This window comes from Mucilaginibacter sp. P4_C11 (assembly GCF_056402115.1).
In genome coordinates this window covers 226531-244254 of sequence record NZ_JBFUIA010000007.1, presented here as the reverse complement: position 1 = coordinate 244254, position 17724 = coordinate 226531, and the positions used below count along the sequence as shown (strand labels likewise).

The 17724-nt window shown below is 43.8% G+C and carries 16 protein-coding genes; 4 read left to right on the top strand and 12 right to left on the bottom strand.

Features of this window, described 5'->3' with window-relative positions; all coding sequences use genetic code 11:
* Positions 1-444: 444 nt before the first annotated feature.
* The 6 genes from rodA to purH all read right to left on the bottom strand — a co-directional run bounded on the left by rodA (position 445) and on the right by purH (position 7947).
* A complete protein-coding gene (rodA, locus tag AC1DU2_RS09040; protein ID WP_477383800.1) occupies positions 445-1719 on the bottom strand; it encodes a rod shape-determining protein RodA in 1275 nt (424 codons plus the stop codon).
* A gap of 1 nt (position 1720) precedes the next feature.
* Positions 1721-3733, bottom strand: coding sequence for a penicillin-binding protein 2 (gene mrdA, locus AC1DU2_RS09035; protein ID WP_477383799.1), 2013 nt, complete (start codon positions 3731-3733; stop codon positions 1721-1723).
* Positions 3730-4248, bottom strand: a complete 519-nt coding sequence (locus AC1DU2_RS09030) for a rod shape-determining protein MreD (protein ID WP_147052586.1) — start codon at positions 4246-4248, stop codon at positions 3730-3732. The genes mrdA and AC1DU2_RS09030 overlap by 4 nt, the downstream gene beginning before the upstream one ends.
* Positions 4248-5072: a rod shape-determining protein MreC gene (mreC, locus tag AC1DU2_RS09025; RefSeq protein WP_477383798.1), complete on the bottom strand. Its 825-nt coding sequence runs from the start codon at positions 5070-5072 to the stop codon at positions 4248-4250. Before mreC ends, AC1DU2_RS09030 begins: the two co-directional genes overlap by 1 nt.
* A gap of 106 nt (positions 5073-5178) precedes the next feature.
* A complete protein-coding gene (locus tag AC1DU2_RS09020) occupies positions 5179-6201 on the bottom strand; it encodes a rod shape-determining protein (protein ID WP_090651245.1) in 1023 nt (340 codons plus the stop codon).
* Positions 6202-6417: 216 nt separating this feature from the next.
* A complete protein-coding gene (purH, locus tag AC1DU2_RS09015; protein WP_477366099.1) occupies positions 6418-7947 on the bottom strand; it encodes a bifunctional phosphoribosylaminoimidazolecarboxamide formyltransferase/IMP cyclohydrolase in 1530 nt (509 codons plus the stop codon).
* Between the two features lie 304 nt (positions 7948-8251).
* Here purH and fabG point away from each other — a divergent pair, with 304 nt between their 5' ends.
* On the top strand, positions 8252-8995 hold the full coding sequence (gene fabG, locus AC1DU2_RS09010; RefSeq protein WP_477383797.1) for a 3-oxoacyl-[acyl-carrier-protein] reductase: 744 nt from the start codon (positions 8252-8254) through the stop codon (positions 8993-8995).
* Positions 8996-9260: 265 nt separating this feature from the next.
* Positions 9261-10133, top strand: a complete 873-nt coding sequence (locus AC1DU2_RS09005) for a 3-keto-disaccharide hydrolase (protein ID WP_477383796.1) — start codon at positions 9261-9263, stop codon at positions 10131-10133.
* A gap of 93 nt (positions 10134-10226) precedes the next feature.
* Here AC1DU2_RS09005 and AC1DU2_RS09000 read toward each other — a convergent pair whose 3' ends face one another.
* The gene (locus AC1DU2_RS09000; RefSeq protein ID WP_477366093.1) at positions 10227-11378 is read right to left on the bottom strand and encodes an acyltransferase family protein; all 1152 of its coding nucleotides are present in this window, start codon (positions 11376-11378) and stop codon (positions 10227-10229) included.
* Between the two features lie 285 nt (positions 11379-11663).
* Between AC1DU2_RS09000 and AC1DU2_RS08995 the strand changes: the two genes are divergently transcribed.
* Positions 11664-12341, top strand: coding sequence for a pseudouridine synthase (locus tag AC1DU2_RS08995; protein ID WP_477383795.1), 678 nt, complete (start codon positions 11664-11666; stop codon positions 12339-12341).
* A 64-nt stretch (positions 12342-12405) separates the two neighbouring features.
* Positions 12406-12702 carry a hypothetical protein gene (locus tag AC1DU2_RS08990; protein ID WP_477383794.1) on the top strand — a complete coding sequence of 99 codons (297 nt, stop codon included), beginning with the start codon at positions 12406-12408 and terminating at the stop codon, positions 12700-12702.
* A gap of 247 nt (positions 12703-12949) precedes the next feature.
* Here the strand turns inward: AC1DU2_RS08990 and AC1DU2_RS08985 are convergent, their stop codons facing one another.
* The 5 genes from AC1DU2_RS08985 to AC1DU2_RS08965 all read right to left on the bottom strand — a co-directional run bounded on the left by AC1DU2_RS08985 (position 12950) and on the right by AC1DU2_RS08965 (position 17327).
* A complete protein-coding gene (locus AC1DU2_RS08985) occupies positions 12950-13339 on the bottom strand; it encodes a response regulator (protein WP_477383793.1) in 390 nt (129 codons plus the stop codon).
* A gap of 164 nt (positions 13340-13503) precedes the next feature.
* On the bottom strand, positions 13504-14109 hold the full coding sequence (locus AC1DU2_RS08980; protein ID WP_477366080.1) for a TetR/AcrR family transcriptional regulator: 606 nt from the start codon (positions 14107-14109) through the stop codon (positions 13504-13506).
* A gap of 135 nt (positions 14110-14244) precedes the next feature.
* Entirely contained in the window at positions 14245-15786 is a 1542-nt protein-coding gene (locus AC1DU2_RS08975) for a DHA2 family efflux MFS transporter permease subunit (protein WP_477366077.1), read from the bottom strand.
* Positions 15787-15856: 70 nt separating this feature from the next.
* Positions 15857-16597 (bottom strand): SDR family oxidoreductase, encoded by a 741-nt coding sequence (locus AC1DU2_RS08970; RefSeq protein ID WP_477366074.1) that lies wholly within the window; start codon positions 16595-16597, stop codon positions 15857-15859.
* Between the two features lie 112 nt (positions 16598-16709).
* Complete coding sequence (locus tag AC1DU2_RS08965; protein ID WP_477383792.1) at positions 16710-17327, bottom strand: class I SAM-dependent methyltransferase; 618 nt, start codon at positions 17325-17327, stop codon at positions 16710-16712.
* Between the last annotated feature and the right edge of the window lie 397 nt (positions 17328-17724).

The following is a 17724-nucleotide window of genomic DNA, read 5'->3' as shown; positions in this document are numbered from 1 at the left end:
CCATGACGTAGATGAGTTTTAGCAGGCATAGGAACTCTAAAATAAATAAGGCTTATAGTTATAGTTACAAACCTTATGAAGTTATTTATCGTTCATCGGCTTATTCCTGGCAGGATGCTCTCCAGCAGTGCCTGCTTCCGCTTCAGCCAGATACAGCAAATGTAAAGCGTATTTAGGATTAATCTATATTTGTAAACAACTAACAGGACTAAAGAAAAAAAGTGTAAACTTTTTTCAGGACGAGACATGCATGGCAATTCTGGTAATCCTTTAATCCTAAAAATCACGGTTCAGATGAAATCCGTGTTTTTTATCTGAACCATGAATTCTCAGGTAATTTTAAAAAATTGGTTCGCGTAACGAATTCAGAACATTTTCAAATCCTCAAATTTTCAAATCTTCAAATAATTCATCTGCACATCTGAAATCTGCACATCCGGCAGCTTAAATGATCCCCATCCTGTTAGAATCGAATTTGATGAGCACAAAAAGCAGGATGGTAAAACTTAATAATGATGAGCCACCGTAACTTATGAATGGTAGTGGAATACCGATAACGGGTACTATCCCTATCGTCATTCCGATATTGATGACAACGTGAAAAAAGAGCACCGATGCCACGCCATAACCATAGATGCGCGAAAATGGCGATCGCTGCCGCTCGGCGATGAAGATAACCCGGAGAATGAGGAAAATATAAAGGCCTAATAATGCAAGTGAGCCCGCAAAGCCCCATTCCTCGCCTATGGTGCAAAAAATAAAATCGGTACTTTGTTCAGGCACAAACGAGTATTTGGTTTGGGTGCCATGTAAATAGCCCTTACCCCACATTTTACCCGAGCCTATGGCAATTTTTGATTGGTTTACATTATACCCCTTGCCCCGTAAATCGGTAGTGATGCCCAAAATGATGTTGATACGGTCTGTTTGGTGGGGTTTTAATACACTGGTGTAGATGAATTTTACGCTAAACACAAAGGTGATGGAGATAGCGAGCCCTATCAGCATCGTATTGATGAGTTTGCGGTTACGCCTGAATAAAAAGATAACCAGGGCAGTAAAGGCCACCAGGGCAATGACGATATGCAGGGGATTAAACAGCAGGGCCACCACAAAAAGCGTAATCAGCAAACCGGTTACGATTAGAAAGTACGGTGATAAACCTTCCCGGTAGAGTACGAAGATAAGCGAACAAAATACCAGTGTTGAGCCTGTATCCGGCTGCAGCATAATCAACATCATTGGTAAGCCAATGATAGCTCCCGCAGCCATAAATGATTTTGGATCGGTAACGCGGATATTTGGCCCGCTCAGGTACCGGGCCAATAACAGGCATGTAGCAAACTTGGCAAACTCCGCAGGTTGTAGCCTGAACCCACCACCAATGTTTATCCAGGCCCGGTTACCGCCAACATTACGGCCAACAACCAGTACAGCTATTAACAAAAGCACAGTTACAACGTAAAAAGCCGGAGACAGGGCGCTGAAAAAGCGACTTTCCAACAGCAGGATGATCATGCCAATTACTACAGCCACAATGATGTATATAAATTGCTTGCCATAATTGGTGGCGCCATCTATTATACTTGGATGCCTTTCATCAAAAACGGCAGCATGAATGTTGAACCAGCCTATGGTACACAGGATAAGGTATAGGAACACCGTAACCCAATCAACATTAAAAAAGAAGCTGCGCTGATTTGTATTGTTGTTGTTCATGCTATTTGCCAGCCCCCTTGCCTGCTAATAAATTGCCCCAGCTATTCGGTTTGTTATTGTTTGCCGTTTTTAAACGCGCTGCCTTTTTTATAGAATCGGCCTTGAATTTTTTTATCGAGTCGGCTTTTACCGCGCGGATACTATCGCGCATGCGTTCCTTCTTCAAGTCCATGGCGTAAAGTGTCAAATCGGGCATGCGGTTGGCATTGGCAAAATAATCAACCGTAATGCCCGATTCGCGTGGTGATATTTTGCCGCGTAAATATTTTTCGACAATAAAACTGGCAATAGGGGCGGCCCAGTGCGCACCCTCGCCCGAGTTTTCTACAACAACAGCAATGGCTATTTTAGGGTTCTCGCGGGGCGCAAAGGCCACAAACACTGAGTTAGCCTCGCCGCGCGGATTTTGCGCAGTACCCGTTTTACCGCACATGATAATGCCCGGAATTTTTGACCGGCGGGCGGTTCCATCTTCCACCACAGCCTGCATTCCGTTAATAACCGGCTCAAAGTATTGTGAATCTATACCCACATAGTTTCTTTTGGTATACTCGGCCTTAATTACGTTTTCGGTACCAATGGCTTTAATAAGGTGTGGTTTGTAAAAAAAACCATGGTTGGCAATGGTACACTCCAGGTTGGCCATTTGTAATGGGGTTGCCAATAGCTCGCCCTGGCCTATAGCTAAAGAAATGATGGTGCTGGCACGCCATCCACCTTTTTTATAAACGTTGTCGTAATGTAGGGGCGTTGGCACGTTTCCGCGGCTTTCGGCAGGCATATCCAGGTCCAGCCGGGCGCCCAAACCAAATTTCATCACGTTGGCCCTCCATTTTGTAAATTCGGCTTCGGTATATTTTGCGCCGCTGCGCTCCAATATCCGTTGAAACACCATCGAAAAATAGCCATTGCATGATTCGGCTACAGCCCTGCCCATGTTAACTGAGCCGTGAGCTTCGCCATTGTTACATGGTACCAGCCGGTTGCCAGCCCTGTAATGCCCGGTACAATAGTATGTTTCTGAAGGGGAGATGATGTTTTCCTGCAAAGCTATCAAAGCGCTTAATGGCTTAAATGACGAGCCTGGCGGATACTGCGCCTGTATAGGCCTGATGAAAAACGGCTTATACGGATTATTATACATTTTAGCAGCGTTGTTACCACGCTCGCGCCCAACCATCAGGTTAGGGTCGTAACTCGGGCTGCTTACATAGGCCAGTATCTCGCCGCTTGATGGTTCAATCGCTACAATACTGCCCAGCTTATTTTGCATCAGCTGCTCGCCGAGTTTTTGTAATTCGATATCTAACGAGGAGGTTAGCCGCTCGCCCGTGCGGGCCACCGTATCAAAAGCGCCATTGGCGAAAGAGCCTTTTTGTGCCCCACGCGAATCAACCATCATGTTTTTAACACCACGCTGTCCGCGTAAAACATTTTCGTAAGCTTTCTCCACACCGGTTATACCAATATAATCGCCCAGTCGATAATAACCGTTTGAGCGTTTGATATCGCGGTCCTGTGCCTCACCAATGTAACCTAAAAATTGCGCTGCAACCGAATCGGGATAAGTACGTACTGTACGGGGTAATGCATAAAAGCCGGTAAAGTCGTTTATTTTTTCCTGTATCGAAGCAAAGCGTTCGGCCGATATTTGTTTTTCAAAAGGGGAGTCTTTATTAGGCGAATATTTAATGGCCTTTATCCAGCGCTTGTTAAAGCCGTCCTTATCAATGCCCAACAGGTTACAAAATGCAACGGTATCAAAGGGTTTTACATCTTTGGGTGTTACCATGATATCGTAAATAGGCACATTTTGTACCAGTATTTTGCCATTCCTATCTAAAATAGGACCGCGGGCAGGATATTGGATAAAACTACGGATAACGTTTTTGGTAGCGTAGATAGCGTAGCGGTCGTCAACTATCTGGATATAGTAAAGCCTGGCCAGCAGCGTTAAAATTATAGCTACAAAAATACCGGTGATGACGTAGCGACGCTCGAAAAAATTATTCATTTACGTTCTTTCCTTTTGAAAAATAGCAGGCCCGAAACAAGTATCAAAAATACCGTAAATATTGAACTTAAAACAACACGGCTTAGTGTGTATTGTATTTCAGAAAACCGGAATACTTCCAGGGTTAGCAGGAAAAAATGATGGGCAAAAGTAAGTATCACCGCATAAGTGAAAAACCACCTGAACCCCATAATACTCAGGGTTGGTTCAGGCTCGTTGTCAAACCCTTCTTTTTGCACGGTTATGTTGATGAAAAGGATGCGAACAAGTGCCAGCACAACGCAGGCCGAAGCATGCAGGCCGGGAGTATCATAAAAGGCATCTACCGTAAGGCCTAACAGGAATGATAATACAAACAGCAACACATTCGGTATTTCGAAAGGCAGCAGCAGTATAAAAAGGATATAAAAGTACGGGGTAGACAGGTTGTAAAAAGTGATGTTTTTAAGCAGGAATGCCTGCATAAACACCAATAACAAAAAGCGGATTACATTGATGATGATAGTGCGGCCCATTATTTAACTGCTGCGGCCTCCAGTCCGGCTTGTTCCTGTGCGTATTTGTTAACTACCACGTATATGTATTGCAGTTTGGTAAAATCAACTGATAGGCCAACCTCTACATTAAGCAGCAAGCCGCCTTCTTTGGCATGCAGGTTGGTTACCTTACCAAAAGGGATCCCCGTTGGGAAAAGCGAATAACCCGATGTTACTACCATTTCGCCCATGGTGGGTTTGGCATCATTTTGCAGGCTTAGCAAACCCTTACGCGGATTAAGATCGTTTCCCCATATAAATGAGCCAACAGATTTATCTTTTACCAGCATAGCGCTAAACTGGCTTTTTGAATGCAGCAATGATTTTACAATAGCATAGTGGTCTGTTACGTCGGCTATCATACCCACCACACCGGCGCCGCAAATTACACCCATATCTTTGGTTATGCCATCCCTGCTACCCTTGTTTATGGTGATGTAATTATTGGATTGATTGGTTGAGTTATTGATAACACGCGCTACCAGGTAAGTGTACTGTTGTTTGTAAACAGTATCAGTAACTTTATGCTTTTCGGTAGTATCAACATAAAATGATGTTTTAAGCATTCCCCTTAACCTTGCGTTTTCACGTGCAAGGCTGTCGTTTACATCCTTTAAAGATAAATATCCCTTAAACTCGCTTACCTGCCCGAATAAACTGCCGGTAACCTGGTTTTGCGAACTGATAAAAGTAGCCTTTTGAAAAGAGTTGTATTTGATGTAGATAAGCAACGCGCTCACCTCAAAAATCAGGAATAAAAAAAACGCGTTATACTTAGTGATAAATATCAAGAGGTTACGCATTGGCTTTTCAGATTGGAGATAGAATCAAGAGTCAAGAATTAAGAGTCAAGATAAAAAAAACAAACGTAGCTGTCTTAATTCCTGACTCTTAATTCTTGATTCTCCTTTACTGCATTAAAAATTTAAAATTACCTATGTTTTTAAGGGCGGTTCCTGTGCCACGTACTACGGCGCGTAGTGGGTCTTCGGCTACGTGAACTGGTAGTTTGGTTTTGGCTGCCACACGTTTATCAAGGCCGCGCAATAGGGCACCACCACCGGTTAGGTAAATACCAGTCTGGTAAATATCTGCCGAAAGTTCGGGCGGGGTAATTTCCAGCGCTTTTAATATCGCTTCTTCTATTTTGGAGATAGATTTATCAAGGCAATGTGCAATTTCGGTATACGATACCATGATCTGTTTTGGCACGCCGGTCATCAAATCACGACCTTGTACTGCAAAATCAGCCGGTGGATCTGCCAGCTCGGGCAGTGCTGCACCTACTTCAATTTTAATTTTCTCGGCAGTACGGTCGCCAATCATGATGTTGTGCTGCCTGCGGATGTATTGAACAATGTCCGAGTCGAAGTTATCACCCGCTACGCGGATTGACTGATCGCAAACGATACCCGATAAAGCGATAACCGCAATTTCGGTAGTACCACCACCAATATCAATGATCATGTTGCCCATAGGCTCTTCCACATCAATACCAATACCTACCGCGGCAGCCATTGGCTCATGTATCAGGTAAACCTCTTTGGCGCCTGCAATCTCGGCCGAGTCGCGCACCGCGCGTTTCTCAACCTCGGTAATACCCGATGGGATACAGATAACCATACGTAACGATGGAAAGAACCACCCTTTACCCTGGTTTATCATTTTGATCATACCGCGTATCATGTGTTCGGCAGCGTTAAAGTCGGCAATTACACCATCTTTAAGCGGGCGAACGGTACGGATATTATCATGTGTTTTACCCTCCATTTGCATGGCCTGGCGCCCAATGGCAATAACCTTGTTGGTAGTCCTGTCGAACGCCACGATAGACGGTTCGTCAACAACAACTTTATCATTATGTATAATGAGGGTATTGGCAGTACCCAAATCAATAGCAATTTCCTGTGTAAAAAAGTTAAATAAACCCATCTAATGTTTCCCTTGAAATAATCTGCAAAGTTTATAAAAATACGCTTAATAAAATTACATACTTGCAATTAAAAGCGTTAAAAATTAATATTTATTGTTTAGGAAGTTGATTTAGTTGGATTGGGTTGATTATGTTGATTAAGTTAAATACACTCCGCACTTTTCTTAACCACTCACCTAATCAACTCAATCAACCATTCACTTTTTTTTCAAACATTAATGCTTAAAATGACGCACTCCTGTTGTCACCATCGAGATGTTTTTTTCATCGCACATGGCTACAGATAGCTTATCGTTTATTGATCCGCCTGGTTGTAGTACCGCGGTAACGCCCGCTTCGGCAGCCAGTTCCACACAATCAGGGAACGGGAAAAACGCGTCGGACGCCATCACTGCACCATTCAGATCGAAGCCGAAACTGTTGGCTTTAATAACCGCCTGTTTCAATGAATCAACCCTTGAGGTTTGCCCAACGCCACTTGACATCAGCTGCCCGTTTTTGGCAAATATGATGGTGTTTGATTTGGTATGTTTTACCACTTTATTGGCAAAAAACAAATCTTTCAATTCCTGCTCTGTTGGTTTGCGGTTGGTAACCGGGGTCATTTGTGCCGGGCCTTCAATAACCGCGTCTTTATCCTGCTCAATAACACCGTTTAGCAAGGTTTTAAACTGCTTAACCGGTAATTCAACCGGTTGGCGAACTAAAATAATGCGGTTCTTTTTAGCCTGTAATATTTGTACTGCTTCGTCTGTATAGGCAGGTGCAATCAGCACTTCGTAAAATATCTTGTCAATCTCGGTAGCGGTAGCGGCGTCTATCTCATCGTTAGCGATAATTACACCACCAAAAGCCGAAACCGGGTCGCAAGCCAATGAATCAACCCAAGCCTGGTGAATGGTGCTACGTGATGCTATCCCGCAGGCATTGGTATGTTTTAATATGGCGATGGTTGGCTCGCCGGTAAATTCGTCAATTAACGCAACGGCGGCGTCAACATCTACCAGGTTGTTGTATGAAAGCTCTTTACCGTTCAGTTTGTTAAACATGGCATCCAGGTTACCATAAAATGTACCTTTCTGGTGCGGGTTTTCGCCGTAACGTAAGGTTTGGCTGGTAAGGATGCTTTGCTTAAACACAGGCAGCGGCTCTTCCTGGTTAAAGTATTGGAAAATGTGTGTATCGTAGTTTGAAGTAATGTTGAATGCCTTTTGCGCAAATGATTTACGCTGATCGATAGTGGTAACACCATCCTGTGTTTTCAGGATGTCTTCCAGTATGCCATAGTCATCTTTTGAAGCAACGATGGTAACATCTTTAAAGTTTTTTGCACCGGCACGGATCAGTGAAATGCCACCGATATCAATTTTTTCGATCACATCTTCGGCACCTGCGCCAGATTGTACAGTTTCTTCAAACGGATAAAGATCTACGATAACCAAATCCAACTCAGGGATTTCGTATTCGGCCAGTTGTTTTTCATCGCTATCAAAGCTGCGGCGGGCCAAAATGCCACCAAATACCTTAGGGTGCAGGGTTTTAACACGACCGCCTAATATAGAGGGGTACGAGGTAAGGTCTTCAACTGGTATCACATTTACCCCTAAATTGCGGATAAAGGTTTCGGTACCACCGGTAGAATATATATTAACACCAAGGCGATTTAACTCGAGAATTATTGGCTCTAAATTGTCTTTGTAGTAAACAGAAATTAAAGCGTTTTTTATTTGAACAGACTGGCTCATTTACAGTGATTTTTTGAGCCGCAAAGGTAGTGAATTAGTAGCAAGTAGTTAGCATAAAAATAGTATTAAGTATCAAGTATCAAGTATCAAGACAAAAGAAAAAATATCGTATAAAATTACTGATTCAGACAGTACCTTAAGGAAAGTATTTTGCTATGCTAATACCTTAGCTTTAATGGTTAAATATCTTTCAGAGTAAACCCGAAACAATCTTGATAACTTGATACTAACTACTTGATACTAAAAACGGCTTTTCCAACTTTCGTACTTATTAACTAACTTCACCGCCCGAAATAGTACATAAATGAAATTATTAGAAGGAAAAACCGCACTTATCACCGGTGCATCAAAAGGAATAGGCCGTAAAATAGCCGAAAAATTTGCCGAGCACGGCGCTAATGTAGCTTTTACTTACCTGTCGTCTGTTGAAAAAGGACAGGCTTTAGAGCAGGAATTGCAAAGCTTTGGTACAAAGGTTAAAGGCTATCGCTCCGATGCCTCCAAATTTGACGAAGCCGAAAAATTGATAGCCGATATTATTGCCGATTTTGGTACCCTTCATATTGTGGTTAACAACGCCGGTATCACCAAAGATGGTTTACTGATGCGCATGACCGAAGAAGCCTGGGACGATGTGATGAACGTTAACCTGAAATCTATCTTCAACGTAACCAAAGCCGCTTCAAAAATCATGATGAAAAACCGTAACGGTGTGTTCATCAACATGAGCTCGGTTGTAGGTGTGCAGGGTAACGCCGGGCAGGGTAACTATGCCGCTTCAAAAGCCGGTATCATTGGTTTCTCCAAATCAATGGCTAAAGAATTAGGCTCACGTAATATCCGCACCAACGTTGTTGCGCCTGGTTTTATCAAAACCGAAATGACCGAAGTGTTAGACCCTAAAGTTGTTGAAGGCTGGGCGGCAGCAATCCCGCTTAAACGCGCCGGGGCAACTGAAGATGTAGCCAATGCCTGTGTTTTCCTGGCGTCAGATATGGCAACCTATATCACCGGGCAGGTTATTCCGGTTGATGGGGGGATGCTTTAGTATTAAGTCAAAATTCAAAAAAGTAAAAAGTAAAAAAGCCTTTGAGGTTTGAGACTTACGAAGTTTTTAAAACTTCGTAAGTCTGGTTTAGGCGGCTGTCTTGTCTGCTATGCCCGGGTTCCAATGAACCAATAACATTTAAACATTTTCTGATCGTTTTTTAGCATTCGCGGTATTTCTGCAATACCTATTGCTTACATTAGTATGCAATTACAATCGATTGCGGATTGGTTTAAATTTCTCAAACTTATAGTTTCTCACCACTATGAAAAAAACTTTAGCGCTTGCGCTTGGCTGCCTGGTTTTGGCTGGCCTTACTTCTTTTAATCCCGATAACGGCTGGACAAAGCTTATGGATAAAAAGATGAGCAAATGGACTATTTACCAAAGCTACCGGTTAACCTACCCTTATAAAGGCGAAGCCCCTAAAGGTGCCGATGGTAAAACGCTGCCGCCTATTGGTTACGATAAAAATGAAGGCAATTTATTTTCGGTCGAGATGCAGCATGGCGAACCTGTATTGCACATCACCGGCGAGATATATGGTTGTATTTATACTAAACAGGAATTTCAAAATTATCGCCTCAGGCTGAAAACTAAATTCGGTACCAAAAAATGGGAGCCTCGTTTAAATGAACCTATGGATTCGGGTTTGTTATACCATTCGCAGGGCGAGTGCGGGGCCGACTATTTTCATGCTTGGATGTTATCGCAGGAATTCCAGGTGATGGAAGGCGGTATTGGCGACTACTGGAACGTAGGTACTGCACATGCCACCGTGAGGGCCGGCAAGCCCGACGGTGTGCCCAATTACGTGTTTAATAAAAATGCGGATAAAGTTTTCATGGGCGTAGGCGCCCCTAACCAGGGCTTTTGCCAGCGCCAGCAAAACTTTGAAAACCCCAAAGGCGAATGGAACACCATGGAGTTGATTTGCTACGGCGATAAAAGTGTTTACATTGTAAACGGCCATGTGGTAAATGCCCTATCTAACCTGGGCTACCAGGACGGTAAGGAAAGCAAACCCCTAACCAAAGGCAAACTCCAGCTGCAAAGCGAAGCCGCCGAAGTTTATTTTAAAGATATCGAGATTAAAAGCATCGACAAAATGCCGGAGGAGTATGCGGGGTTATTTTAGCTGTCTGAATCAGAATTTTCAGAATTATTAAATTAGCAGAATGTGTTTTTTAATTCTGAGCATTCTTAAATCCTGAAAATTCTGATTCTGACATTATACCCTCAAAAACGTCTTCTTCTGATACAAATAATATAAAAATAGCCATTTCACCATTACAAAGGTAATGGCCATGGCCACGGCGTTAAACGGATCGCCTATAAGTTGGCCTATCCAGCCAAAAAAGCCATTGTTGGTATAACTCCATTTGATGAAGTGGCCCGATACATAAATCAGGATGGAGTTCATGCCTATCACCCTAAAATAAAACGACCATTTTTGGTAGCCCAGCACATCAATAATATAGTAAAAGAAAGCCATCAGCAATAAGCTTAAACCGCCTACCTGCATTACAAACGAACTGGTCCACAGGTTTTTGTTGATAGGGAAATCGAGGTTCCAAACCTGGGCTATGATCAGGAAAGCCACACCGGCGATGGCAAGGATGGCTACTTTTTTCATTTGTGCAAGGCCTGTTTTTTTAAGGATGGTACCGGTGATAATACCCAATAGCCCGGTACTGATAGCCGGGATGGTCGAGAACAATCCTTCGGGGTCATGAATGCCTAAATATAGTTTTCCTGGCAGGATAACCCTATCCATGTAGGATGCAAAATTGCCCTGCATGGTTAAATCGCCATGCGGATAGCCCGGTGCCGATGTGAATTTTAACAGCAGCCAATAACCTATAATGAATACCCAAAACCAAACCATCTGCATGCGCTCGCTGCTGTACAGGTAAATAATATTGGCAAACATGTAGGCTATGCCTATGCGGCCTAGTACGCTTGCAAAGCGGATTTCACTAACAGGCATAATTTTTAAGCCATTGTTTACCACCAGGCCCAGCAACACCAATATGAACGCCCGTTTTATAACGCGCAATACCAGTTGCTGCCTGCTTTTGCCTTTCTCCAGTTCGCGGCCCACCGAAAATGGAGTTGATACACCTGCCATGAACAGGAATAAAGGGAATATCAGATCGTATAAATGAAAGCCGTTCCAGTCGGGATGGGTAAACTGGTTGGCAATGGAGCCCCAGAATGGCGAGCCCGTAGCCTTGGCCATGGTATGGAATATCTCTTCGCCACCCATTATCCAAAACATATCAAATCCGCGCAGTGCATCCAACGAGAAAAGCCTGGTAGGCGCCGAGTTGATACTATCGGGCGCGGTATCGCCTGTAACGGTTTTTGCTTTGGCACTCATTATTTTACGGTTTATTGTGATGAACTAAAGATAGGAAAAATTAGATATGAGATGTGAGATTTGAGATATGAGAAAAAGAAGTAGTAAGTAGTAGTTGAGTGAGCAGTTTTTAATAACAAACCATCCATCGGCGACAGCTACCAATGAACTAATGAACCAGTGAACCAATGAACCAAACTTTAAGTCTCATATCTCAAATCTCACATCTCAAATCTGTTTTACGCTGCCGCTTTAAGTCTCATATCTCAAATCTCACATCTCAAATCTAAAAAGTACCTTTGCCGGATGTTAGAGATCGTATATCGGGATGAATACCTTATAGCTGTTAATAAGCCGCATGGCCTGTTGGTACACCGGTCGCCCATTGCGGCAGAGGCCACGGAGTTTGCCCTGCAGATACTGCGCGATCAAATAGGGCAGAAGGTTAACCCGGTACACCGGATAGACAGGAAAACGGGTGGCATTTTACTTTTCGCCCTGGATAAGCAGGTGGAGACAGCCATGCAACAGGCTTTTATGGATAACAAGGTAAAAAAAAAATACCTGGCCATTGTGCGCGGGCATACAGTTGATACCGAGGATATTGATTACCCGCTACGGAAAGAGAACGGAACTTTGCAGGATGCATTTACCACATACACCACGCTTAAACGTGCCGAACTTGATGTGCCGTTTGGCGCACACCCCACCTCCAGGTACTCCATGGTAGAAGCTGTACCAACCACGGGGCGCATGCACCAGTTGCGAAAACATTTTGCCCACATATTTCACCCCATTATCGGCGATCGTACGCATGGCTGTAACAAGCAGAATAAGTTTTTTACCGAAACCTGGAATATGAACACCATGTTGCTCCACGCATCGCACCTGCAATTTAGCCACCCGGTTACGGGCTTGCAAATCACTATAAACGCCGGTTTTCAGCCCGAATTTGCAAGAGTGATGGAAATAATGGGCTGGTAACGTTTTAGCTAAATAAAATAAACAAAATGGGGTTGTATTTGTAGGTAATGCAAATACATTAAACATGACAAAGCCTGTAGATTATACGTTATATACATCAAATGGCGACCGCTTGATTACCATTAACCCGGTAACCCAACCCGCAACGGGTGGCCACATACAAGCTACCGGTGTTTTTGGATTGAACGAGGGCACGGTTGATTTAGGCGACATTGTTTTTGACGATAACATGAACCAATGGGAGTACAGCGGCATGGGCGACCTTACCCACCTGCAAGCCGAAGAAATTGCAAGTTTTATTAAAAGCTACCACGAGCCCAACGCCGAAGACAGGGAGTTTGATGAGCATAGTATAAGGTAACGATGGATAGTCTTAAGTCGGAAGTCTGAAGTTCAAAGTCGAAAATGACAATTCAGACTTCAGACTCTTACAAGTTTTATCAAAAACTACCACGAGCCTAGCGCCGAAGATAGGGAACTTGACGAGCATAGTATAGGGTAACGACGGATAGTCTTTAGTCGGAAGTCTTAAGTTCTAAGTCTGAATTCTCATTTCTGACTTCAGACTTAGAACTTAAGACTTAGGGCTTAGGACTTGAGACTTTATTTTAGTTCAAGCTATGCTCAATATCCCCGGCCTTCAACAGGCACTCTTTTACCGTACCAACAATATCGGCAAGGCTAAAGGGTTTGGCCACAAAGGCATCGGAGCCATAATTGCCCAATGACTCCAGCACCCGTGGGTAAGCCGAAACCATAACTACCGGTATGTGGGCCGTGAGCGGGTTGGTTTTTAGCATATGGCAAAGTTCGCCGCCGTTTATGCCAAAAAGGATATAATCTAATATCACCAGGTCGGCGTTAAAGGCTATTGTCGATTTGCATATGTCATCGGTGTAATTTAAAATTTCAATCTCGTAACCCTCCATCTCGAGCACGTCTTTCATCACCTCAAGGATATCTTCGCTATCATCGAGTATCAAGATTTTTTTAGACATTTTTTATATAATTGGTACTTTCAATAACGTGGCAGATTTAGATTTTGTTTTTTGCGTTTACAACCTGGGGTTGTAATGTTTTGAATTACAGCTAAATATTTTTTTTGGTAACAGTCTTCTTACATTACGCCGACAATTTTACGCATGCGCGCCTCCAAACAGGCTTACGTTACTTTAAGGGCGGTTATTAAAGCGTTTACAGTTTGCAATACCTTATCAAGGCTTGCGGGGGTGTTGGTAACCTTGGCTATCATAATGCCGCCTTCTATCAGCGCAATCATTGCCAGGGCTGTGCCGCTTAAATCAGCATCGGGCTTAAACTCGCCTGCGTCGATACCCGCCCGGACCAGGTTTTCTATCGATTTTTGCCAGCGGAGCACAGCCTGGGCAGCCTTATCTTTTAACATAGGGTTAGTATCGTCGGCATCAACGGCAGTATTCAAAATGGGGCAGCCACCCGCCGGGAATGTAGCCCTGGTGAAGCTGTGGTACACCTGGGCATAAACAAGCAGCTTATCGTAATAAGTACCGGCCTTTTGAATGCGGTCCTGGATCTGTTTTCTCAGGATAGCCGAGTTATGATCAAATGCTGCGGCGGCAACTTCCTCTTTATTGGCAAAGTTTCCGTAAATGCTCCCTTTGGTAAGGCCTGTAGCATCCGTCAAATCAGACAGCGAAGTGCCGGCATATCCTTTTTTATTGAAGATGGGCGCCGTGGTTTCTACAATAAACTTGCGGGTGCGTTCGGCTTTTGATAATTCCTTTTCCATGATACAAATATACCGGTTGGTATTTGAATTGTTGAAATTTTTGAGTGTGAGTTGTTTTTATATAGATTATCGAATAGAAAATCATGTCAGCTTTAAGCCTTCTGCCTTCTGTTTTTAGCACATATATAATCCGGATCAATGATCGCTCACCAAAACCACCGGCCCTGCCTGTTTTTTACGATCGAGCACCAGCAGCAATAACGGCATCGCCAACACAAATAACAGCCCTACAAAAATATAGGCATCCAGGTAACTCATCAGGAATGATTGCCTGTCTATCCCGTTATTTACTACAGCCATCGCTTTGTGCTGCGCCTCCATCAGGGTGCCGCTTTTGGCTGCAAAGTATTGGGTTAGCCCATTGATACGCTGTGTAGCCTGCGGATTATATATGCTGATGTTAGAGATAAGATCGTTACGGTGCGATCCAAAACGATGGGCCACATAAGTATTGATCATAGCGATACCGAACGAGCCGCCAAGCTGCCGCATCATATTGTTTAATGCCGATCCCTGCGGAACATCTTTGGCATCCAACCCGGATACTGCCAATGCTGTGAGTGGAACGGTTAAAAAAGCCAGCCCCAAAGCCCTGAATATAAGTATCCTGGCGAGGTTTCCGGGTGTTGCTTCGAGGTTTAAGCCCGACATCAGGAAGCTGAACATTATAAACAACACAAAACCGATGGTAATAATTATTAGTGGCGATACGCCCCGTTTAAGCAGGGTAGCCGAAAACAGCAGGCCAAAAATGGCTAATATAGCACCCGGCAACAAGGTAAGCCCCGTTATGGTAGGCGGGAAGAGTAATACCCGCTGTGCCAGCACCGGTGTTAAAAACACCGATGTAAACAGGCCTACACCTGTTACTGCGGTTAGTACTGCTGCAACGGCCAGCGATTTGCTTTTAAGCACCCGCAAATCGATAACCGGGTTGGGGATGGTAAGTTCCCACCAGATAAAAGTGAGAATGCTGAACACGGCAATAACGGTTAACGCAACGATATAACCTGCAGAAAACCAATCGTCAGTTTCGCCCCGCTCAAGTACAGTTTGGAGCGAGCCAACGCCTATAATCAATAAAAGGATGCCCCACCAGTCGACGGCCCTTGGTGTTACTTTTATCTCGGGTTCGGTAACCAATAAGATGCTGGATACCGCTACGGCGATGCCGATAGGGATATTGATAAAAAATATCCAGGGCCAGGAGTAGTTTTCGGTGATGAAACCGCCGAGGGTAGGGCCGATGGTTGGGCCTAAAAATACCCCCACGCCAAATAAAGCGCTGGCAATACCCGCACGGGCTTTGCCATAAACCTCAAAAACGATTGCCTGCGATACCGATAACAGCGCACCGCCGCCAATGCCCTGCAAAAAACGAAACAGCACCAATGTCCAGATATTTGACGCCACCCCGCACATGGCCGAAAAAAAGGTAAAGGCGATAATGGAGCCTATATAATAATTGCGCCTGCCCAGCCTGGTGGCTAAAAAGCTGGTCATGGGAATTACGATGATATTGGCAATGGCGTAAGCAGTGATAACCCAGGAAGTATCTTCCAGCGTTGATCCCAAATTACCGCTCATGTGCGATAAGGCAACATTGACTATCGAGGTATCAATGAGCTCCATCATAGCGGCGGTAATAACGGTGATGATGAGAATGCTTTTTTTCATGGCAGGGTTGGGTAAATACCATATAATATACCAAGTGGTATATTATATGGTAAATTTTTTAAACGGGCTATTATTCCCTTGGTAAATTAATCACCCTTAAAGCTTCATCGGGGTTGGATAGGTATAGCCTGTAAAATTGTTCGGTATTGGCTACGCGGATCTCGTAGGTATCGCTTGCTAATGCGGCCAAAAACTCCTCGGCAACCTGGGCTGGGGGGATACCATTTTTACCACCAATTTCGGCCGAGAATTCGGTATCAACCAGCGGCGGCATCAGTTCAAATACTTTAACACTGGTATCTGCTAATACTAAGCGTAAGGCGCGGGTGTAAGCGTGTAAAGCAGCTTTGGTAGCGCCATAAGTGGCAAGGCTGGTACTTGGCGCAAAAGCTACTATCGATGATACGTTTACAATAGCCGCACCAGGTTGCTTTTTGAGCGATGGCAGCAGTTTTTCGTTCAGGCGGATAACCGACAGGTAGTTGGTCAGCATTTCTTCGCCGGCTTTTTCAAAGGTATTGGTATCGGTAAGCAGGTTATTAAGGTTTGCTGCGCCTGCGTTGTTGATCACGATGTTCAGTTCGGGGAAATCGGTAGTTAGTTTGGCTACCAGTTTTTCTACATCTTCGGCGTTGGATACATCGGCGGTTATTGCGCTCACATTTGGTAATTGGGCCACAGCTTTTTGCAAGCGGGCCTGGTTGCGGCCAATGATGATAACATGATTATCGGCTGATAATTTTTTTGCTAACTCAAAACCTATGCCGGCACTGCCGCCGGTAATGAGTATGGTGTTTTTTGAAGTTTTCATTGTTTTGCGTTGAGTGATTAAATTCAACACGACAAAAATATACCAATCGGTATATTTTTGCAATAGGCAATATTCATCTTTGTGTCATCATTATCAGATGGCTTTTTAGCGGTTATACCTTGCGTTTTTTAAAGCTGCAAAACAGGAAATTTTGTTTTGTTGCAAACGGAGTAGTATGGTCTTCGGTAATACAGGCTACCTTTTCAAAATGCTCATCAAATGTAGCTTGCAACTGTTGTTCTGCGTATTGTTTAATAGCTAACCCGCTGCATTTTTCGGGCCCGTTTTCAGAAAATGTTCCGATAACTAAATAATTGCCGACTGCTTTTGCGGCAATATTTAAGTAGCTGGCAATTTGATCCTGCGTTGTCAGGAAGTGGAAGGCCGCCCGGTCGTGCCAAAGGGTGTATGTTTCGGTGGGTTCAAAATTGGTAACATCGCAAACTATCCAGGTAACCTGGCTGCTTTTTTCGCCAAGCCGAGCCTTGGCTTTGGCTAAGGCTGCTTCGGAAATATCCAACACGGTAATGTTGGTGTAACCCTCCTGCAGCAGGAAATCAACCAGTTTGCTGTCACCGCCACCGATGTCGATTATCCTGTCGGTTTTTGCTAAATCGAAATCGCGAATAAAATTAAGCGAGGTTTGCGGTACGGCTTGCGTCCAGCTTACCTGGTCGGGATTTTTGGTGTGATATACTTGTTCCCAATGTTCTTTTTTATCTGCTTCCATAAACGAGGTTATAGTGTCATGCCAATGATAAATTGACGGATGGCCTTTAGCCCAAAGTTTTAAGTTCTAAGTCAAAAAAAATTCAACTTTAGACTTACGACTTAGTACTGTTGACTTAACACTGGTTTGGCCGAACGAAGTTCCTGATAAATATCTGAAACGTAAAAATTGGTTCTGTGTCGGATTGTATGGTTAACCAATTTTAATTATTTTAATATCGTGCTGGTTTAATTTACCCCGGCGCGGGATCCGGGCGATGGCAGAGCCGGGAGTTTTAAAACCTAAAATACCCGATTTTTCAGACTGCTTTTTCTGAACTTTTGCGAAAAAAATCTTCGTTTTACTTTTGTATCAATAAATATACTTTTTGTGTGAATAAATATCACATTTGTTGCGA